The following is a 19,432-nucleotide window of genomic DNA, read 5'->3' as shown; positions in this document are numbered from 1 at the left end:
CCTCACGATAGGCATGAAATTGGGAGGAAAACGCCGTGGGACGGTCAGACGTCCTGGGACGTCCTTCCTGACGGCGGGTCATGCCGGACGAACCGCCCCCGTCCCTGCTCCGTCACGATCAGCCCTTCCCGCTCCAGCACGGCCATCGCCTGCCGCACGGTGTTGCGCGAGATCGTGAGCTCCCGCCGCAGCCTGGCCTCGCTGGGCAGCGTCGCGCCTGGAGGGAAGTCACCCCGCTTGATCTGTTCGCGCAGCCATGCGGCGACCGCCTGGTAGCGGTAGGGGGCGTCTGTGCTCTTCCCGGCGGTCACACGCCCCTTGGACGGCACCGTGACCAGCAATCCCTCCTCCTCCAGGATCGCCAGCCCGCGACGCACCGTGTTCCGCGCCACCCCGAACTCCCGGCACAGCTCCGCCTCAGAAGGCAGCGCCTGACCAGGGGCGAACTCACCCGATCGGATCCGTTCCCGCATCCGATCGGCGATCTGGAGGTAGACCTGCCCGCCGGTCAGCCATCGCCCCGTAGCCACAGGCTCAGCCGCGGTAGGCATCGAGCAGCTTGTTCAGATCGACGCTGAGATCCCCCTGCTCACCGTCCGCCCACCCCTCCTGCGCGGCCTCCTCGATCCGGTCCACCGCGACGGCCATCTGCAGGAACGACACCCGCTCATCCTGCTGATCACCCCAGTAGAACCAGCAGAACGGCAGATGCACGAACACCCGCCGCACCCGCCCTCGGCTGTCGGTCACGTCCAGCGTCGTCCGACCGTCCGGGGTGACGACCAGCACATGCGTGACGCGTCGTGCTTGGAGTTCCTCGCTCAGGGCGAGCAGTAGCCGCTCCGCGTACGCCCGCTGCTGGTCCTTGATGCTCTGACTTATGTGCACCCTCGTCCTCCTGACGTCCGTGCGGTTGCTGTGCGTCGAGCTTCACCCGTCGCCAGGGGCGGGAACACCGCAACTTAGGGACGTCTAGGGACGTCTGATGCTAACGTCGCAGCACAGGGTCGTTCTGCGAGAGGAGCAGCCCGGACATGAACAACAACCTCCGCTACGCACTGGCCGTCGCCCGGCTCAACCCCACCGACGTCGCCGCCGCCCTGGCCGTCGACCCCAAAACCGTCGCCCGATGGCTCCAAGGCCGCATCCCGTACCCCCGCCACCGCTGGGCCGTCGCCGACCTCCTCCAGGTCGACGAGGCCGACCTGTGGCCCGACGTCGCGTCACGACACCAGGCCCTCACCGATGGCATCGCCGCGATCTATCCGCATCGCTGGGCCGTCCCCCAGGCGGTCTGGCGCAACCACTTCAGCCGCGCAAGGCGGGAGATCGGCATCTTGGCCTACAGCGCGTTGTTCCTCGCGGAGGATCGGGCAGTTCTCGACATCCTCACCGCCCGTGCCGAGGCAGGTGTGAAGGTCCGCGTCCTCCTCGGAGATCCGGACGGGAAGGAAGTGGCCGCGCGTGGAGCCGATGAGGGCATCGGCGCGGAGGTGATGGCGGCCAGGGTCAAGAACGCGCTCACGCTGTACCGGCCCCTGCTCCAAGTCCAGGGCGTAGAGATCCGCCTTCACCGCACAGTGCTCTACAACTCCATCTACCAGGCCGACAACGAACTGCTCGTCAACACCCACGCCTACGGCACACCAGCAGCCAACGCCCCAGTCATGCATCTGCCTGGGGCCCACAACCAAGGGCCGGCAGCTACCTACCTCACCAGCATGGCGTGCGTCTGGACCATCGCTCTCCGTGTCAGGAATAGCTCAGACACCATCTGACACAGCTACGGGCAGCCTGTCAGGTCTCAGGACCCGTGCGACAGATCCGGCTCGGGAGGTGGGTGACACTCCGGCTAGATGATCTTCGGTATGTCCTGTGGATGACAGTACCGCGGGTTGGTGCGAGCAGGGATGTTAAGGGTCTGTGCCTCAGCAGAGCTAGACGGTTAGGGCAGGTCGTATACGGTGACCGCGATACCGCGCTCGGTCAGCTGTTTGAGGATTATCGGTTCGATCTGGTCCCAAGAGCCGCCCGCGAGACCAGCGCCGATTCGCGGCATGTGGACACTCGCGTGGAGGCTCAGAGCTTCGTCACCCAGAGTGGACAGGCAACGGGCCAGGGCGTCGTAGCGGATAGGCGGGCCGTCCTTGGTGGGCCGGATGCCGTGCTGGCCAATCATGTTCGCGACCCATAGCTCGGGCTCGACCTGCACCAACCGGATGGCACCCAGCTGGAAGTCGTTACCAGAGCGGCGCCAGGCTCGGTAGTCGGCTTCCGGCTGTGGCCAGCGCCGGGAGAGGGCAAGGACGAAGCCCCTGCCCCAGCCGCCGATGTCGTTGCACACGTGGCAGATGACCTTTGGTCCCTGGCCGTGGGGATGGGTCGCGTCGCCGGTCACATAAGAGATCACGGTGTGGAAGGTACGCCAGCGCCCTGACATTCGTGTCCCGCGCGATCATCAGTAGAAGACTTTCTGCGGTTGCCGAGCAGCGGAAGCTGCGGCCTTCGAACTTTGAACCGGGCGATCGGCTTGGTGGTGGTGCGGGCGACCTCGGCGATGACCTGGCCGGCAGGCGTGGTGATGCGGAAGGTCCCGTCGGTGTCCTCGACGGTCACGGTCATTCCGGCGTGGCCGATGCCGACGCGGATGCGCTGCCCGGCGATGGACAGCTGGCCGCGGCTGCTGACGCGCCGCTGCACGCAGACCGGCTCGTCGGTAAGGCGGGGTTCGGGCCCTGCGGGGCGGGCGTCCCGGAGGCGGGCTATCTCGTCGCTGGTGAGCGGGTTGGGCAGGCTGCGCAGCAACGTGTGCCCATCGGTCAGGTGGAGCACGGCGCCGTCGATGCGGACGGTCAGCCGACGTCCGGCGAACTGGTAGCCGACCGAGTACTGCCGGCCGCCCAGGGCGACCAGGCCGCTGGCGTTGATGGTCCGGTCCACCTCGATCACCTCACCAGTGCCTGCGCGGGCCGGCTTGGCCGCAGGCTGGATGGGGGTGCCGCCGTCTGCGATCAGCTGCCGCAGGTGCCGAGGCGTGAGCCGGGACGGGACTTTCTTGATCCTGACCCGGCCGGCCAGCAGTTCGACGGTGCCGGCATCGGCCCGCAGCGTGATCGTGGCTCCGGCCCGGTGGGTGCCGAGCCAGAACTGCTGTCCGCAGACGGCCAGGTTGCCCGAGGCGGGGACGACCCGGGTGAACTCGACGGCCAGGTCGACCACGTCAGTCCCGTCAGCCGGCATCGCCAGCTGTGCTGTCTCGGCCTGCGCCGGCGGCATCACCACTGGCTCAGTCTGAGGTTCGGGCTCAGGATCGGATGGCGGATCGGGGAGGGCGTGCAGGGCCGATGGCAGCCGCAGCGGTAACTGGTCATCATGGCGAGGCTGGAACCGGTCGGCGGGGCGGTCCATGTCCAACGCCTGGTGGGGCCGGCGGGTGTTGTAGTCGTCGACGAAGGCGTCCAGGATCTGCTGGGCATGCTCGATGCTGGTGAACGGGCCATGGTCGTCCAGCAGTTCCCGCCGAAGCGTCTGGTGGAAGCGCTCCACCTTGCCGGTGGTGGTGGGTGAGTGCGGGCGGGTCAGCCGGTGCGTGATGCCGTTCTCGCGGCAGATCCGATCGAACAGCACCTCCCCGCCGCGACCGAACCGGGCGGTGAACTGCTTGCCATTGTCCGTGAGCAGCTCATCCGGGATTCCATATCGGCTCAGCGCCGCGGCGAGGGCCAGGCACACGGCCCGGCCGGTCGGGCGGGCCACCACAGTGGCGGCGACGCAGTAGCGGGAATGGTCGTCGACTCCAGTGACGACCTTGCACTCAGTGCCATCGGCCAGCATGATCCCGCCGACGATGTCCATCTGCCATAACTGCATCGACTCGGAGCGTTGCCAGCGCTTGTAGTCCTCCCGCCGCCGGCCCCTGGGGGTAATCTGCACCAGGCCGTGCCGCGCCAGCACCCGGTGCACCGTCGCCCGCGACGGCACCGGCCCGGGGCAGCCCCGGCGAGTCAGCTCCCACACCAGCCGGCGAGCACCCCAACGAGGGTGATTACGCCGCAGCTCGCAGATCAGCGCCTCCACTTCGGCCGGTGTCCGCCTCGGTGACGTGCGCGGGCGAGATGAACGATCCGACAGCCCGGCCAGGCCCTGATCGCGGTATCGGCTCAGCCATCGATGCACCGCCTGACGGGAGACCCCGAACCGGCGGGCGACCTCGGTGACACTCGCCCCGGACAGCACCTGCAGCACCGCTTGATACCGCTGCTCGACCACGCTCAACTCCACCAGCACTCGGCGAAGTGTTACGCACGTCCTGAGCACGATGTGTCACGCGAGTCATGAGACCCGACACAGCTACGGGCAGCCTGTCTGGTCTCACTTGATGCTTGACGCTTTGGCATCGGATGATGCTTGACACTCCTAGCCGATCTTTCGCTTCTTAGTATGCGCTTGGGACTTGATCCGGGTGATCTCCTGGGTGGTGGTTCGGGGCACGACGCGGATGGGTTCGCCGTTGTCGCGCACGGTGATGTGGGTGTCGTCCACGGTCACGTCCAGGATCTTGCGGGCGTGAACCCGGCCGACCTGGACCTTCTGCCCGACCACCTGGAAGTGCCCGCGGCTGCAGACCACCCGCTGGACGGTGACGGGCTCGGTCGGAGCGCCGGGTGGTGGTCCGGCGGGGCGGGCGTTGCGCAGGGTGACACACTCGGCGAGCGGGAGTGGGCAGGGTACGGCGCGCAGCAGCAGGCGTTCCTCGTCCATGACGCGGGCCGTGATGCCGTCCAAGCGCACGATGACGCGGCGGCCGGCCAGGTGGGCGCCGATGCACAGGGCCCGCCCGGCCAGGCTGATGGTGCCGATCGAGCTGACCTGCCGATCCACCTCGACGGCGCTCGCCGCAATCGCGGGCTCGGCGACGGGCTCGTCCGGTGCTGGGCGGGCTTGTCCCGAAGCGAGCAGCGCGGCCAGGTCCTTGACGGTCAGCCGGGAGGCCACGCTCTTGAGCCGGCCACCGCTGCCGGTGAACACGTGCAGCCGCTGAGTGCTGATCCACACGGTGATCGGCATGCCCGCCCGATCGGGGCCGAGCCAGAGCTGCTGGCCACCGATCGACAGGTTGCCTGAGGCAGGAACGACCCGATCGACCTCGATCGCCTGGCGCGATAGCGGATCGACCGTGCTCATCAGGACGGGCTCGGGCCGTTCGGGTTGATCGAAGTGATGGATGGCCGGGGCCGGGAGATCCGGCGGTGCGGTCGCGGGAGGGGCCGCGGGAGCAACGCCGGCAGCGGGGGCGGGCACCGTGGTCAGGCCGGCGGGCAGGTGCAGTGGCAGTTCCCGCTCGGCCCGGCGTTGTCCGTCGCTGCGCTCGATGAAGAACCGGTCGGCGGGGAAGGCCATGTCCAGCGCCTGGTGAGGGCGGGCGGTGTTGTAATGCTCGGCGAAGGCGTCCAGTTCGGCCTGGGCGGTCTCGATCGAGGCGAACGGCAGCGCCTCGGTCAGCAGCTCGCGGCGCACGCTCTGATGGAAGCGCTCGATCTTGCCAGTGGTGGTCGGGGTGCGTGGTGCGGTGTGACGCAGTTTGATGCCGTTCTCCCGGCAGACACGCTCGAACAGCACCTCGCCTGCCTTCGGCCCGCCGAACCGGCCGGTGAACTGCTTGCCGTTGTCGGTCAGCACCTCCAGCGGCACCCCATAGGCGCGCATCGCCGCGGCGAACGCCGCGCACACCAGCCGCCCGGTCGGCCGGGTCACCACCGAGGCGATCACGCAGAACCGGGAATGATCGTCCACGCCAGTGATCAGCTGGGCCTCGCTGCCGTCGGCCAGCAGCAGCCCGCCCATGATGTCCATCTGCCACAACTGCATCGGCCCCGGACGCTCCCAGCGGCGGTAATCCTCGCGCCTGCGCCGGCGGGTGACCGGCTCGACCAGCCCGTTACGCACCAACACCCGGTAGATGCTCGCCCGCGACGGCAACGGCTCCACCCCGCGCCGGCCCAGCTCCCACAACAGGGTACGCGGCCCCCACCGCGGATGGGCCCGCCGCAGCTCACAGATCAGCGCCTCGATCGCAGCCGACGTCTGCATCGGATGCGCCTTCGGTGCATGCGACCGATCGGCCAGCCCCGCCAGGCCACCGTCCTGATACCGCCGCACCCAGGCATGCACCGACTGCCGCGACACCCCATACCGTCCGGCCACATCGGTGACCTTCGCGCCCGACAACACCTCGATCACCGCGTGATAGCGCTGCTCCACGACACTCAACTCCACCAATGCCACCCGAGCCTCCCCCGAAGCGCCGATAACGCCACGAGCAGGCACAGATAACGATCAAGGTGTCAAGCATCAAGCGAGGCCAGAGTGTCAACCATCAAGCGAGACAGGACACAGCTACGGGCAGCCCAGAAAGCAACTTATCTGCACGTCATCAAGGGCAGCCCGCCTGTGGCGGCCTGCCGCGCGTCGGGCGGTCGCTGGCCGCGCTGCGGCTCTCCGGCCGGTCGCGACCAGCACCACCCACGCGTCTATCGACGCCACATCGGTTACATGGAACTTCAAGGAATTTGTAGCTCCACGAGGGCGATAGAGCCATGCCAGATGAACCCAGCGTTATGGCCGAGGACGTCAGGCCCACCACACGAATGCGGCCCTTACGATCGCCACGGCATGGCGAGTCACCGTACGTGGCCGGGGGCGCTCGGTGGGCCAGGGCTTCGTTCCTCAGCCCTGGCCCACCGAGGATCACGGCTGATCACCGAAAGTGCAAGCTAAACTGGGTGGTTCATCGGTTCTCCAGATAGAGGCGCGCACGACCCTAAGCGGACACGTTGATGCCTGCGATCTATTGATTATCTCTGTTCATGGGGCGTCGAATCGAGATGGTGGCATCTATGTCAAGATAGTCATGCAACAGGCTGATCAGCTCGGGTCCGTCGATCAACGTGAGCGGCTTCCCCTCGACGAATTTCCTCGTGGCGCTTCCAAACCAGCTAGTTGTTACCATGATGCCGGCTTGTGCTTTCACGTGCGTCATGACCCCATACAGCGCATGGACGGCGTCGAGGGAGACAGCCCTGCTGTAGCGCTTCACCTGGGCCACAGTCCTAATGACCCCAAGATTAGCGTCCGACTTTGTGGCGTCAATATCGAAACCGGCATCATGCGCTGGCTCTGTAACGTATGCAGTGAACCCCATGGCTTCGAGTAGTTGCCGTATCAAATGCTCAAACTCGGCGGGAGACAGTGCCATAAGATCGGGCTTATGGTCGTCCTTTAGAGATGACAGTACATCGAGAACCCCTGCCGCTTGTGCCGTTCTTTCAGATTCGCGGACTTCACTAACCGTGTCAGGTGAAACTCGGCCAGGAAACTGTTCGACGGCAGCTTCCAGGAAGTCAGATAGCATCATCTGTACCATCGACGACTTGCTGTGATCAAAAAGCTCTTGTCTTAGTTCCGGGCGTCCCTGCTGGGCTTTCCCGTTCTTGTCGAGCTCCCACCAGTCCTCCTTTGCATCGCTGGTGACCATGACAAGCATGCGTCCTCGGGCTTCCGTCTGTGCATAATCCATAATCTGACGCCAAAGGATGTAATCGCCAGCTGCCCTGTATGGGGTAGGCTTCCTTTCGGCGTCTCTATATCCCGGCGGGATTAAATTCGGGTATCTGTAAGATGTCGCTTCTTCTACAAGGTGTCTCAGTTCGGCATGAAGATATGGTGGTCCAATACGGCCTCTTGTCACCTCGTCAAGGCGTGCAAGTACCGGATCGCCGGACTGGAGATCGTTCGGTGCGAGGTCGTGTTCGGCTTCCAACGTCACGAGTTCTGCCAGAGCGGAATCCATCACTCCATCGAGTCTAGAGAGAATTGATTCCTCATTCAGGCCATTTGCGCCGGGGTCCCAGACTCGGTCGGTCATGTTCATTTGGCGTAGGTGAGTGAAGCGCAATACAGCTTTTCGTAGCTCGCCAGCCGCCTTATTGGTTGCATCTTTTAGGACGCGCCGAACCTCGCGGAATTGAGACAACCTATTTAACACCACATCGACCCGATTGCGGTGGAATTCTAGTGCCGCTTGATGTGGGATCCAGAGCCGATCTCGCACCTCCAGCAGAGTTGCCAAAATCTGTTCGCGAGCGGTGGGGGTGACGCGGTACAGGTGCAGCAGCACATTCGCGTCCAAGACGATGAGCCCCTCACGAATATAAGGCCCTGGGTCTGGGACCTCCGCCCACCACGCCTGAAAGCCGCTGCCCAGACCAACCGGATCTTGCGGGTCATTTTGGTACTGCGCGTTCATTTTGAACAGCCTATCGGAGTAATCGACTTAAGGCCTAGATCAGTTCTATCTTGAGCGCATGGTCGTGCAGCCTGGATGATCATCACCGGGACATCCGTCTCTCTCGTACTCGAGGGCAGGGGACCTCTAGAACCTGGCTTGTCTGCCTGAGAGGACGCCTCCCGAGAGACTTCTATGTCTGCTTGCTACCTCTGTCCAGTTTAAGGCACTCGTCATCTACGGTTGAGGTGACCGATGCCGATGGATCTTCTTCGTTGTACTATTCGCGACCATTGTTCGGGCTGTTAGGCCTATTCCCAGTCCTAAAGAAAGTACGCCCGGCAACAAGCATCGCATGAAGCTCTCGTGGATCCACCCCTACTGTACGATCACCACGCCTGCGGACGATCGAAAACATTTTTCCTTCTACCTTCCCATCAAGAATTCCACCGAAGACCATGAAAGGCTTTCGTTCATCACGCTGTGGTGGAATCAAGACGTACAATATTTCTTTATGGCCGAGTGGTATTACGTCAAGGCGAAGGTCATCAATTGGCGGATGAATACGAGCATTGATGACGTCGCGATACTGGCCCAGTCGCTTTGGGTTTGGGCTCAATGGGGTTAGTTTATGTAGAGTATCTCTGCCGTCGATCTCCCGGGATTCAATTCCAATGAGCAATAGCCCGCCAAGCTCCGCGTTGGCAAAACTAGATACATCTTGGGCGAGTTCGACCTTCCATCGGTCGCCCTGATACTTCGACATGTAGTCGATGCTCTTGACCTCAAGAGTGTCGGATTCGGGAGTTCCAATCAGCTGCGAAGCACCACCAGCCTCAAGAATATCTATAATTACATTAGGATGCATCAGGGAGTTCTCGGAGAAGAATGCCCTGTAGCTCAGCTCGCGGCGCAAGGAGAATAGATCGCCGAGCGTTAGGTTCTGAGTTGGTCCGGTGCATTTCATAAACCATGAACGTGCCCCGTCATCAAAGGTGGATGCTAGTCCCTCCGAAGCCTCACTTGTTTCAATCAAACGCAATCCGAATCTCCTGATGATGGGGTTAGTGACTTGCTCCATCTCCCCAGGGAAACTAGGAATTAGCGAAATAAAATAGATAGTTATGGTAAATTCGTCTTCTTTGGTTAGGTCAAGATAGTATGAAGCGAATTCATCCCATGGAAACACGACGAAATCTTCGATGACAATTGAGGCGTAGGCGTCACCCTTGTCGGGAGAGTCGTTCCATAGCCTTCGGCTGCGTTCCAGTAGTGTCGTGGAGAAATTAGCTACGCTGATCCCTGCGATGGCATCGGAGTGATCGCTTGCGATCTCATAATCGACATTATTGATCGTCCCGCACACTAATTCCTGGCCAGAAATATCTAGTGAGAATGACGGATAGCGCATATGCATATCATTGCACATCGCTGGCGTAGAATCGAGATGGCGCTAAGTAAGACACTCAAGGTCATTTAAGGCAATCCGACTGGAGTGTAGAGCCGGGCTGAGTGAGGAGTTTGGTGGCACCAGCGCTGACAGCAACGTCCCCGCACGAGGGCTCACCCCGACCACCGTCCTCTGACCGCGGGTTTCCGCTGCCGGCCAGGATGATTGGCCCGCCTGGAAAGCGGAAGGTCAGGCAGCCGCGGGGCTTCCGTTCCTCGGGCCTGGCGGCCCTGCGGTACGGGTCCCCTTGCCACCGGATAGGTGGGCCGGCCGTCTGCCGGGTTGCTGTATAGCAGGGAGGTACAGCAACACCGACGCATGCGAGCGCCGCCCACCAGACGGCATCTACCGCTTGACCAGGAGAAAGACCCCTCGACGGTGTGCCGGCTCCCGTTTGCAAGCAGGCGCTCACCAAGGAGCGGCGCAGACCGCTCCCGTGCTCTGTCCTTGTTCCGTCGCTGTTCCGTGGGAGTGCCGTAACCAGCGAAAAGAGATGCGAAGTGTCCACAGGCGTAGCCGGTGCTCAGCCGTATGGTCGAGCTGCCTTCGCAGGTGATCGAATCGGGTGTCGGAGATCACCCAGATCTACGAGGGCACCAACCAGATCCAGCGCATGGTGATGGCGCGGCAGCTCCTCAAGTAGAGGCTCTCTGGGAAACGCATGGTCTTCGCAAGGAAGGCGCTGCGCGCAAGGAAGCTCAGGCGGTGACATTGGGGGGCACAGCCCCCCAAACCCCCAGTTCAAACCCCGCTTCGCCGATGTGTTGGCCGACTACCCGACCTGGCGGCGAGGCCGTTGTCGCCCCGGCCGGCACTATCCGACAGCAAGCGCGAGGAAGGCGCAGACCAGAAGGAAAAGGGCCAGGACCAGGCCGCGCCCCCGCCATGACAGGTCCGGCGCGCTCACCAGGGCGGCCAGGGGGTAGGCGAACGATCCGGCGACCACGCTGACCGGAACGTCGGTGAGCTCCCAGATCGGCACCAGGAAGAAGGGCGCCAGCACGGCGACCGGCCATGCGGGGCGCACCCCGAGGAGGTGCAGCAGCGGCCAGGCGAGCGCGACCGCTGCCCAGTTCCCGATCGTCCACGCGTCGGCCGGCAGGCCGACACAGCCGAAGTGGCCGCAGCGGGAGTCGTCGGACAGGGCGGCTACGAGCACGAGCCAGCCGAACTGGACGAAGGGCAGGATGATGCCGGCCAGCCCGGCGACGACCAGTCGCTCGGCGAGCCGGCCTCCGGTGGCGGGTGAGACACTCGCGTTGCGTCCATCCATCACCGCAAGCATCGGATCCGGCTGTCTCGCGATGCACACGCATGGATCACGATTCATGTCTCCGCCGCCAGATCAGTGGCCTTCGGATGCTGGTGGATGAGCGGGTACGGTCACGTAAGCGATCGAGCCGTGTGCGTCGTCCGCCGAGCAGGTGCGTGGCGACCCGCGTCGCCCTGCCGCGGCGGGCAGGTCCAGGTCGCTGATGTAGCCGGTCAGTCTCGCATCGCATCGATGTCGGTCCGCGCCGCTACGGTTCCGGCCATGGCTGACATTCATGAGCTCATGGTCGCGATGGACCTGCGCGGCGATCTGCCCGAGGCCGAGCTCGCCGAGCTGCGCTGGCACCTGGGGCTCGGCTCGCGGCCCGGGCACGTCGCCGAGAGGACGATCGTGGTCAATGAGGTTCTCGATCTGCTGCCTGACGAGCAGGAGCCCATGCGGGACGAGAACGGCGACTGGGTGATCAAGGAGTTTCCGCGACCGGCGTGGGGTGACGGCGGGTCACCGTACGCGGCCTCGAAGATTCCCGGGGCCGGCTTCTCGATCCTGGTGCGCGGCGACGAACGGTGGGCGCTGACCTGCCGCTGGGAGGTTCACCCCGACGGGCATGCGGAGGTGGCTGAGCTGATGGGCCGGCTGGCCGTCCGGCTGCACGAGAACGGGTCCTTCTTCGGTTACCAGCGCTGGTATGAGGATGATGAGCCGGAGGTGCTCGGCGTACGCGACGGGAAGGTCGTGACGTGTCGCGACGGCGGGTTCGTCCCACCGTTCTGGGAGGAATCCGATGCGGACCGCTGAGCCCGAGGACTGATCAGACGAAGCCTTCGGCGACGAGCCGGGCGCCGTGTTCGTCGACGACGTGCCGCTGACCCGATCCCCCGACGACGCGAAACCAGCTTTCCACGATCAGCTGGGCCTGCTCCAGCCGGTAGCTGAAACCGCCGTACATGCCGGGGACGGTGAACCAGGAGGCCGGGTTGCGCTGCTCGGTGAGCGTCTCCAGCTCGGGAAGGCGCAACCGCTGGTCGGTGATCAGGTCGCCGGCCCGCTCGTGAATCAGCGCGTGGAAGTGGCGTTGCATCGACCTCATGGTCTCGGCCGGCAGGGGGTGGCGGATCACCGGCGTGAGCGGTGCCAGGAGATGGTGATGTCCCCTGCGTTCAGCGATGTCGACCGCCCGCTCTCCCTGAGCCGTGCGCAGCGTGCGCCAGGCGCCGCGGGCGACCAGCCGGTGAGCGAGGCCGGCCTCGGCGCCGTGCCAGGCGGCCTGGTGAAGAGGGGCGTATCCGCTGCCGCCGCCGACTCTGCCGCTGTTGATCCAGCCGGGGTGTTCGTCGAGCAGGGCGAAGACCGCGGACCAGTCGCCGTCGCGCGCCGCCTGGGCCAGGCTGTCGCGTCCCTCGATCACCCGGCGCTTGTAGCCGGACCGCTGAGTGACGCCGTCCCACGTCGAGACCTCGTCTTGCTCCATGTGGTGCCCGTCTGCTCCGGCTGCCCTCTGGGGCATGATGTCGGCGACGCTGTACAAGATCAAGCGAAGCGTGACACGGTGGTCTTCTGGCGACGATGGCTTGATCAACGGCGCGCCGTGAGCCATGTCGCCACAGACCATACCGACCCGAGGGGGAGTGAAGGGCTGTGACGCGTTGGTTGTGGTTACCCATAGTCCTCGCCCTGGCCGGCTGCTCGGCATCGGCCCCTCCGGTGCCGATGCCGGGTGGTGGGCCGGCGGCCGACGGTGAGGTGGCCGTCTCGTCGGAGAAGGCCGGTGCGGAGCAGAGCGTGGTGCGTCTCTCGGCGATCGCGCCGTCGTGCAACAAGGAGATCGAGGGGACGGGGTTCGTGTACGCCCCGCAGCGGGTGGTGACCGCCGCCCATGTGGTGGCCGGCGCCGTCCCGGTGTCTCCGGTCATCACCACTGCCGATGGCGAGCAGTACGAGGGCCAGGTCGTGGCCTTCGATCCCGATGCCGACGTCGCGGTCCTGTACGTACCGAAGCTGCCCGCCCCTGCGCTGCGCATCACCGCGGCGCCCAAGCCGCTGCTGCGGATCCCCGGGTTGTCGCTCGCCGATGCCCGGATGCTGGGGTATCCGAAGGGCGCCGAGCAACTGGTGACGCAGCCGGTCGAGATCGAGCAGCGGATCGAGGCCGAAGGCCCGAATCTCTACAAGGAACGCAACGTCACCAGAGTGGTCCTCGGGTTCTCCGCCGATACGGACGCCGGCCTGAGCGGCGCCCCGCTGATCCTCGAAGGCGGAGAGGTCGCCGGGATGGTCTTCGCTTCGGCGATCGAGCATCCGGAGGAGGGATATGCGCTGGCCGGAGAGGAGATCCTCGCCGTCACCGACGGTGCGGCCAAGGCCACGAAGCACGTCTCGACCCAGCGGTGCGACGAGGACGGCTGACCAGGGCCGAAAGGGAGGCCGCACCGCAGGGGGAACCGCTGGTCGTCACCGTGGTCGAGCCGTTTCCCGAGGGTGACCGCGCGACCGGCGCGAAGCAGTGATCGGCCGTACTACGATCAAGCCTCATTGTGCACTTATCCCGATCAGCGGCCTCCGCCTCGCTGGCCGTCACCTTCGCCTCGATCGCCCTCAGCCTGGTGCTCGGCACCGCGACCCCCGCATGGCTCGCCACCATGTGGTACGCGCCCGGCGAGAGCCTCAAGACCTCCCCCCTGCTCCCGGTCCTGGGTGGCTTGCTGCTGGTCGGGCTGGTGAACTCGTGGATGTTGTGGCAGCTCTTCCGGGGGCCCGCGCCCCTGGTCGGGCCGGTGCGCCGGGCGGCGACGTGGCTGCGGCTCATCCTGTACGCCAACGTGGCATGGCTGCTGATCCCCTCGTTCCTCCCGAGTCCGGTCGAGCTGGTGATCGGGCTGGTGCTCTGGGCGTCCGCGCTCGTGCTGATCACAATGGTGCTCACCGGGCCGGGCCGGGCCTTCCGGTCGGCTCTGCTCCTGGTCGGGGCGGTGGAAACAGCCGGATCGTTCGCGATCGGCCTGGTGGACGATCCGGTGTCCCGGTTCTTCCCGGGTACGGCCTACCGGGCGACCGTCCTGGTCGTGGAGGTGGCGGTCTTCGCCGGCATGGTGATGCTGCTGCTCGCCCAGCGGCGCGACGGGCGCTGGAGCCGGGCGACGATCCTCGTCGGCTGGGGCACGTTCGCGAGCGGGTTTCTGGTGGAGCTCGTGGACGGCCTGACGAGCGGGAGCACGATCGAGTCGATCGCCGAGGCGATGGACGTGCTCTTCCTCGTCTGGCTGGCGCGCACGGCCCACGAGCTGAACCGCGAGCCGAGGCGGCCGGCGCCGCTGCGGGTGCCCGCGGCGGTCATGGCCGCGGCCTCGGTCTCCCTGCTGATGATGATCGTCGGGCCCGAGAACCGGCCACGTCTCTCCTACACCTGGCAGGGCGAGCAGCTACCGCCTTCGGACTGCTGGACGTGGAGGGACCCGCCGCGTGTCGCGGACACCCCGGCTCACGAGCGTGATCGCGCCTATCTGTGCAGCGTGAACAAGCCTGACCGTGACATCTCGGACCAGGCGCTCTTCAGCAGGGGCAGGGCCGCGTGCGTCAGGTTCGCGCGCGGGGAGCCGGTCAAGGCCCGGCCCGCGCTGCTCGCGCTGCTCTGCCCTGAGGTGATCGGACGGAGCCACCCGGATCTGTTGCTGTCGTCCGCCCAGCTGGCGCAGCGGCAGAAGGAGAAGGACGACCTCGCACGCGAACAGATGCGGCGCGAGGCGCGCAGGGAGGACGCCCTGTGCCGTGACCCATGGCCCGCGTTGCGGACGCGGTTCCAGGCGACGGCGTCCTACTACGACTGGGACGCCCAGCCGTACGCCATTCATGACAAGGAAGCGGACACGTCCGAGGACTCCGACGCGATCTGGGACGAGGAGACGCTCGACCCGCTCGAGACCCGCGGTGCGCTGGCCCTGTTCTTCACTCCCAGCCAGGACTGGGCGACCTGCGTCACGGCGAAGGCGCTGGGCTCGGCCCCGCCACCCCTCCGGCGCAGGGGCTGGGATGAGGTGGTCGAGGCGGACATCGTCAGCGAATCGGGCCGTCTGGTGATGCAGACGCTGTCGGCGAGCAAGGTGCGCTTCCCCGACCTCGCGCGCAACGGCCCTGGCCGCTACCGGCTGCGCCTGTACACGCGTCCTGAGCAGGATCTGATTCTCGTCTATCCGGCTGGAAGAGGGGAGCGGCGCGGCCAGGGCCCTTGAGCAGCGGGCGCGCGTCCACCGCCGCCCGTAGCCGCCCCGGCGCTCAGTCGATCTTCGTCAGGTCGATGACGTAGAGGTCGTCACCGATCTGGTACGCGAGCAGCCGATCGTCGCCACGGGCGACGCCCGGCACCTGGATGCTCCCCTTCTCGTCCCGCTCGCCGAGATCGGCCGCCCTGCCCGTGGTGACGTCGTAAAGGATCGCGATGTGCCCCGCACCCTCGGCCATGACCGGCGCGACCAGGAAGCGCTCGCGGGCGAGCCCGTCCATCATGAGGCCCTTCACCGGCAGCTCCTTCTCCTGCGAGCCGTCCCGCAGCCGGTAGAAGCTCCTCCCGCCGTCCTGCGCCTCCTGTGCCCCGGCGCAGACCCGCGTCCCGCAGATCAGGCCGTCCTCGCCGGGACGGGTGACGGCCACGCTCGTCTCCCCGGTCTCCACGTTGGTGATGCTGGTGAACCGCGACCCGTTCCCCTCGGAGAGCGCGCCGGGCGAGCCGATCCACGGCCACTTCAGCAGATGCATCCCCGCGCCGCCGTTCACCTCCCGCACCTCGCCTCCCGCTGCGGGAACGGTGAACACCCCTCCGCTGAACAGGGAGAAGACGATCTGGCCGGCTTCGACGGCGAGGCCGCTGAGCCCGGCGCCGCCGCCGCCCTCCACGTCGGCGATGCCGGTGGCCTCGCCGCCGCTCACCGGGGCGGTCCAGACGTGCACGCGCCGGTCCTCGGTGGCGGTCCACCAGGCCACCCGGCCGCCGCCGGCCGTGAAGTCCGAGGCGAACACGACGGTTCCCGCCGGTGTCGGCACGTCGGTGATCTTCCGCAGGTCGCGGGTGCGCAGGTCGTACGCGTACAGGGCGTCGGTCTGCTCGAAGCCGCCCCACGTGGTCACGAGCATGGTGTGCTCGTCGATGAACGCCTGCGGACGCAGCGCCGTCCCGCCGGGCCCGCGCGCGGGCACCTTGCGCACCGCCGCGGGATACATCTTCTCCACGGGCTCGGGGAGCGGCCACGTCCGCGGCGTGGCGGCGGAGGGCGGCGGGTCCGTGGACGGGGACGTGCTCGGCAGCGCGGCCGTCACGTCGCCGTGGCGCAGCACGGCCGCCGTCCCGCCGGCCACGGCCACCACGGTCGCCGCGGCCAGCACCGCCTGGGCCAGGTTGCGCCGGCGGCGCCGCCGGTAGCCGTCCTCCAGCCGGGCGGGCAGGCCGGCGGGCATCCGGGGCGCGTGCTGCGACGCGCTGCCGAGCGTCCTGCGCAGGGCCTCCTCAACGTCGGTCATCGTAGGTTCCCTCCAGCCGCGCCCCGTCGAGAGGCGAACGTGGTCGTACCTGTGCGGATCGTCCGTCCTCGGCCGGTACGGCCGCGCGGAGCTTGTCGAGCGCGCGGGAGGCCTGGCTGCGCACGGTTCCCCGGGAGATGCCGAGCACCACGGCGATCTCCGCGTCCGTGAGCTGTTCGTAGTAACGCAGCACGAGCACCGCGCGCTGCTTGCGCGGCAGGCCGGCCAGCGCCAGCCACAGGGTCCGCTCGTCCCCGCGCGGCAGCGTGTCCTGGTGGACGCCGTCAGGCAGGTCCCAGGTCGACAGCTCGCGCCGGCGCAGCCGCCACGTCGACAGGTGCAGCCTGGCCATCGTCGTGCGCACGTAACTCTCGGGGCTCTCCTTGGCCCGTAACCTCGGCCAGGCGGCGCGCAGCCTCAGCAGCGCCTCCTGCACGAGGTCGGCCGCGTCGTGCTGGTTGCCGGCCAGCACGTAGCCGTAACGCAGCAGCGCGTCACCCCGTTCGGCGACGAAGTCCGCGTAGCGGGGATCACCGTCCAACTGCCTCGACCCTTCGTTGTCTCCGACAACCCCAAGAGGAGGCATCGCCGGATTCTGTTGCACGACCTAGGTCCAAAGGCGGAGAACCATTCGATCGGGGGACCGACGTGCGGGACCGCCGCCGAGGGTTAGCGTCCCTGTCATGAGCGACAGCGGGACATTGGAAGAAGCGTACGAGCGGCTGCACAGGACGGGCCCCGAGTTCGACGGGTGGCTGTCCAACCACGGCCCGATGGCGGTCGAGGCGATGGTCAGGCACGGGTACGACCGTGACGTGCACCGCTGGCTCGACGGTTACGTCGCCCGGCTGGACGAGCTGCCGCGCGGCGCCTCACCGGTCGGCGGCGGGGAGTGGCGGGAAGCGCTGGGCGATGCGCGCCGGCTCGGTGACTGGCTGGCGTTCTTCGACGGGGAGCTGCGGGAGCGGCCGTGGCGGGACGTGCTGGAGACCTGGTGGCCCCGCCTGCTGCCCGGCATCGCGGCCGGAGCCACGCACGGGGTGATCCGCACCGGGCACGCGGTCCACGCGCTGCTCGGATTCGAGGACGAGACGCGGCTCGCCGAGCTGGGCCAGGCGCTCGGGTACTGGGCGGCGCGCTGGCAGCCCGTCGCTGCCGCGGGCCCGCCGTCCGGTACGGCCGATCCCGGGCGGGCCCTCGACGGAGTCCCGCGGGTGCCGGACCAGAGCAAGGGCATCAACCATCGGCTCGACCAGCTCGCCGAGGTCGCCGGGTGGGGGCCGGCCGTGGCCGCGCTCAGACCGGCCGCCGACGCCGAGCAGGCCCGCGCGCGCCTCGCCGAGCTGGCGGACGCGGCCACCCTGCGCTACCTCACCCACGCCCACGGCAATCCCGTCATGCTGGTCCACGCCGCGACCGCTCCGACGGCGGTGTTGCGTACCCTGCCGGCGTTGCCTCAGGACCTCTGGGCCGGCAGCCTCGACGCCGCGTGGGCGGCGGGCGCCGCGGTGACCGCCGCCTACGCCCCCGCGGAGCCGGTGGCCCGGCAGGACCTGCCCGCCGGGGCCGGGCCGGCGGAGGAGGTGTTCGAGCTCGCGGTCCGGCACGGGGACGAGCATGTGATCAAGCTCGCCGACACGGCGCTGGACGTGCACCGCCGCACCGGTGATCCCGACGCCCTCGCGGCGGTGGCCCGCGCGGCCACGCTGATCAGCCCGTTCGCCTCCTGAGCGGCTTCGTCGTGCATCAGCCCTTGCGCCGCGAGGGCCGGTAGGTGAGGCGGCGCAGCAGGATCTCGGCCGGCCCCCGATGGCCGACGACGCGCATGCACTCGGCCAGCACGATCGACGACGCCCACACCGCGACCGCGATCCCGAGCGTCGCCGCGTACCCCATGTCGTCGTGCAGCCCGAGCGCGAACGGATAGAACAGCACCACCCACACCAGCGCCTGGAACAGGTAGAACGTCAGCGACCGGCGGCCCAGCGCGGCGAGGGCGGTGGTGAGGCGCCCGCCTCGGGCCCCGACGGCGACGAGCCCGATGGCGGCGGCCAGGCCGATGCCGCCCGCGTACCCGGTCAGGTCGTGCGCGACGGCGACCGCCCAGCGGACGGGAACCGACTCCGGGGACCACAGTCCCGCGGCCAGCAGCGCGGACGGAGTGCGCCCGGCCAGGGCCAGACCGAGTCCCAGGACGGTGATGCGGCGCAGCAGTGTCAGGTGCCGCTCCGGCTCGTCGAGGAGGCGGCGGCGCGCGGCCAGGATGCCCATCGCCATGGCGGGCACGACCATGAGGGTGGAGACGACGGTGTTGGCGGGCCAGGCGGGGAGGTTCGCGACGAGGTGGGCCGCGAAGGCCGGCTCCATGATCTCGGCGATGGTCGCCGGGTCCGTCTGGGCGGCCACGCTCTGCCAGGCCAGGAGCAGGGTGGCGGGGACGAGCGTCAGGCCGCCGGTCCACCACAGAACGGACTCCCCGGCCCGCACGATCGGCGCGAGCACCAGCAGGGTGAGCCCGTAGACGGCGACGATGTCGATCGGCACGAACACCACGGCGTTGAGGAAGCCGATGACGATCAGCCACCGTCCCCGGCGGCGCAGCAGACTCTTGATGGACGGCCAGCCCTCGCCCCGCGCCTGCTGGGCGGCGAGCAGCTGCACCAGGCCGTAGCCGAACAGGAACACGAACATGTTCCTGGCCTGGTTGTCGGCGACCAGGGACTTCACGAACTTCGCGGCGGCGTCCAGCCACGGCGGGCCCGTGTGCCAGTCGTCGACGAAGGAGGGGGCGTGGGAGAGGGCGATCAGCAGCAGCATGACCCCGCGGGCGAGGTCGGGCGCGAGCGACCTGGAGGGCCGTGCGCCGACGGAGGAAGAACGAGATATTACGTCTTCAGTCATGCCCGAAAGCTACTTT

Annotated in this window: 16 protein-coding genes and 1 pseudogene; 5 read left to right on the top strand and 12 right to left on the bottom strand. The window is 67.1% G+C overall.

Annotated elements, in window-relative coordinates:
* Positions 1 to 44: 44 nt before the first annotated feature.
* Together HD597_RS44115 and HD597_RS44110 are read right to left on the bottom strand one after the other, a co-directional pair.
* The gene (locus HD597_RS44115; RefSeq protein WP_253751874.1) at positions 45 to 530 is read right to left on the bottom strand and encodes a GntR family transcriptional regulator; all 486 of its coding nucleotides are present in this window, start codon (positions 528 to 530) and stop codon (positions 45 to 47) included.
* Positions 531 to 534: 4 nt separating this feature from the next.
* The gene (locus HD597_RS44110) at positions 535 to 888 is read right to left on the bottom strand and encodes a hypothetical protein (RefSeq protein WP_253751871.1); all 354 of its coding nucleotides are present in this window, start codon (positions 886 to 888) and stop codon (positions 535 to 537) included.
* Between the two features lie 146 nt (positions 889 to 1,034).
* Here HD597_RS44110 and HD597_RS44105 point away from each other — a divergent pair, with 146 nt between their 5' ends.
* Positions 1,035 to 1,778, top strand: coding sequence for an XRE family transcriptional regulator (locus HD597_RS44105; RefSeq protein WP_253751868.1), 744 nt, complete (start codon positions 1,035 to 1,037; stop codon positions 1,776 to 1,778).
* 167 nt (positions 1,779 to 1,945) lie between these two features.
* Here HD597_RS44105 and HD597_RS44100 read toward each other — a convergent pair whose 3' ends face one another.
* The 6 genes and pseudogenes from HD597_RS44100 to HD597_RS44075 all read right to left on the bottom strand — a co-directional run bounded on the left by HD597_RS44100 (position 1,946) and on the right by HD597_RS44075 (position 11,007).
* On the bottom strand, positions 1,946 to 2,410 hold the full coding sequence (locus HD597_RS44100; RefSeq protein ID WP_253751865.1) for a macro domain-containing protein: 465 nt from the start codon (positions 2,408 to 2,410) through the stop codon (positions 1,946 to 1,948).
* Between the two features lie 113 nt (positions 2,411 to 2,523).
* Positions 2,524 to 4,275: pseudogene (locus tag HD597_RS44095) on the bottom strand (IS481 family transposase); the annotation flags it as partial.
* 141 nt (positions 4,276 to 4,416) lie between these two features.
* Complete coding sequence (locus tag HD597_RS44090) at positions 4,417 to 6,270, bottom strand: IS481 family transposase (protein WP_253759725.1); 1,854 nt, start codon at positions 6,268 to 6,270, stop codon at positions 4,417 to 4,419.
* A gap of 577 nt (positions 6,271 to 6,847) precedes the next feature.
* Positions 6,848 to 8,305 (bottom strand): PIN-like domain-containing protein, encoded by a 1,458-nt coding sequence (locus HD597_RS44085; protein WP_253751860.1) that lies wholly within the window; start codon positions 8,303 to 8,305, stop codon positions 6,848 to 6,850.
* A 259-nt stretch (positions 8,306 to 8,564) separates the two neighbouring features.
* Positions 8,565 to 9,695, bottom strand: coding sequence for an AlbA family DNA-binding domain-containing protein (locus HD597_RS44080; protein ID WP_253751857.1), 1,131 nt, complete (start codon positions 9,693 to 9,695; stop codon positions 8,565 to 8,567).
* Between the two features lie 853 nt (positions 9,696 to 10,548).
* On the bottom strand, positions 10,549 to 11,007 hold the full coding sequence (locus HD597_RS44075; RefSeq protein ID WP_253751852.1) for a hypothetical protein: 459 nt from the start codon (positions 11,005 to 11,007) through the stop codon (positions 10,549 to 10,551).
* A gap of 261 nt (positions 11,008 to 11,268) precedes the next feature.
* Between HD597_RS44075 and HD597_RS44070 the strand changes: the two genes are divergently transcribed.
* Positions 11,269 to 11,805 carry a hypothetical protein gene (locus tag HD597_RS44070; protein ID WP_253751849.1) on the top strand — a complete coding sequence of 179 codons (537 nt, stop codon included), beginning with the start codon at positions 11,269 to 11,271 and terminating at the stop codon, positions 11,803 to 11,805.
* A gap of 13 nt (positions 11,806 to 11,818) precedes the next feature.
* Here the strand turns inward: HD597_RS44070 and HD597_RS44065 are convergent, their stop codons facing one another.
* Entirely contained in the window at positions 11,819 to 12,604 is a 786-nt protein-coding gene (locus HD597_RS44065) for an ankyrin repeat domain-containing protein (RefSeq protein WP_253751846.1), read from the bottom strand.
* Positions 12,605 to 12,849: 245 nt separating this feature from the next.
* Here HD597_RS44065 and HD597_RS44060 point away from each other — a divergent pair, with 245 nt between their 5' ends.
* Positions 12,850 to 13,413 carry a trypsin-like peptidase domain-containing protein gene (locus HD597_RS44060; protein WP_253751843.1) on the top strand — a complete coding sequence of 188 codons (564 nt, stop codon included), beginning with the start codon at positions 12,850 to 12,852 and terminating at the stop codon, positions 13,411 to 13,413.
* Positions 13,414 to 13,541: 128 nt separating this feature from the next.
* On the top strand, positions 13,542 to 15,233 hold the full coding sequence (locus HD597_RS44055; protein WP_253751840.1) for a hypothetical protein: 1,692 nt from the start codon (positions 13,542 to 13,544) through the stop codon (positions 15,231 to 15,233).
* A 43-nt stretch (positions 15,234 to 15,276) separates the two neighbouring features.
* On the opposite strand, the gene HD597_RS44050 is transcribed toward HD597_RS44055, so the two are convergent.
* Positions 15,277 to 16,515, bottom strand: coding sequence for a hypothetical protein (locus HD597_RS44050; RefSeq protein ID WP_253751837.1), 1,239 nt, complete (start codon positions 16,513 to 16,515; stop codon positions 15,277 to 15,279).
* The gene (locus HD597_RS44045; RefSeq protein WP_253751834.1) at positions 16,502 to 17,056 is read right to left on the bottom strand and encodes a SigE family RNA polymerase sigma factor; all 555 of its coding nucleotides are present in this window, start codon (positions 17,054 to 17,056) and stop codon (positions 16,502 to 16,504) included. Before HD597_RS44045 ends, HD597_RS44050 begins: the two co-directional genes overlap by 14 nt.
* A 142-nt stretch (positions 17,057 to 17,198) precedes the next feature.
* Between HD597_RS44045 and HD597_RS44040 the strand changes: the two genes are divergently transcribed.
* Positions 17,199 to 18,245: a questin oxidase family protein gene (locus HD597_RS44040; RefSeq protein WP_253751831.1), complete on the top strand. Its 1,047-nt coding sequence runs from the start codon at positions 17,199 to 17,201 to the stop codon at positions 18,243 to 18,245.
* A gap of 16 nt (positions 18,246 to 18,261) precedes the next feature.
* Here the strand turns inward: HD597_RS44040 and HD597_RS44035 are convergent, their stop codons facing one another.
* Positions 18,262 to 19,416 carry a DUF418 domain-containing protein gene (locus tag HD597_RS44035; protein WP_253751828.1) on the bottom strand — a complete coding sequence of 385 codons (1,155 nt, stop codon included), beginning with the start codon at positions 19,414 to 19,416 and terminating at the stop codon, positions 18,262 to 18,264.
* Positions 19,417 to 19,432: the final 16 nt, after the last annotated feature.

It is taken from the genome of Nonomuraea thailandensis, assembly GCF_024172165.1.
Taxonomy (GTDB): domain Bacteria; phylum Actinomycetota; class Actinomycetes; order Streptosporangiales; family Streptosporangiaceae; genus Nonomuraea; species Nonomuraea thailandensis.
This window is presented reverse-complemented; position numbering and strand designations above follow the sequence as displayed.

What these genes read in the sequence shown, in the direction of transcription:
- HD597_RS44105 (WP_253751868.1), top strand. Translation starts at nt 1,035, where the DNA reads ATGAACAACAACCTCCGCTACGCACTGGCCGTCGCCCGGCTCAACCCC.
- HD597_RS44085 (WP_253751860.1), bottom strand. Translation starts at nt 8,305, where the DNA reads ATGAACGCGCAGTACCAAAATGACCCGCAAGATCCGGTTGGTCTGGGC.
- HD597_RS44080 (WP_253751857.1), bottom strand. Translation starts at nt 9,695, where the DNA reads ATGCGCTATCCGTCATTCTCACTAGATATTTCTGGCCAGGAATTAGTG.
- HD597_RS44075 (WP_253751852.1), bottom strand. Translation starts at nt 11,007, where the DNA reads ATGGATGGACGCAACGCGAGTGTCTCACCCGCCACCGGAGGCCGGCTC.
- HD597_RS44070 (WP_253751849.1), top strand. Translation starts at nt 11,269, where the DNA reads ATGGCTGACATTCATGAGCTCATGGTCGCGATGGACCTGCGCGGCGAT.
- HD597_RS44065 (WP_253751846.1), bottom strand. Translation starts at nt 12,604, where the DNA reads ATGGCTCACGGCGCGCCGTTGATCAAGCCATCGTCGCCAGAAGACCAC.
- HD597_RS44050 (WP_253751837.1), bottom strand. Translation starts at nt 16,515, where the DNA reads ATGACCGACGTTGAGGAGGCCCTGCGCAGGACGCTCGGCAGCGCGTCG.
- HD597_RS44040 (WP_253751831.1), top strand. Translation starts at nt 17,199, where the DNA reads ATGAGCGACAGCGGGACATTGGAAGAAGCGTACGAGCGGCTGCACAGG.
- HD597_RS44035 (WP_253751828.1), bottom strand. Translation starts at nt 19,416, where the DNA reads ATGACTGAAGACGTAATATCTCGTTCTTCCTCCGTCGGCGCACGGCCC.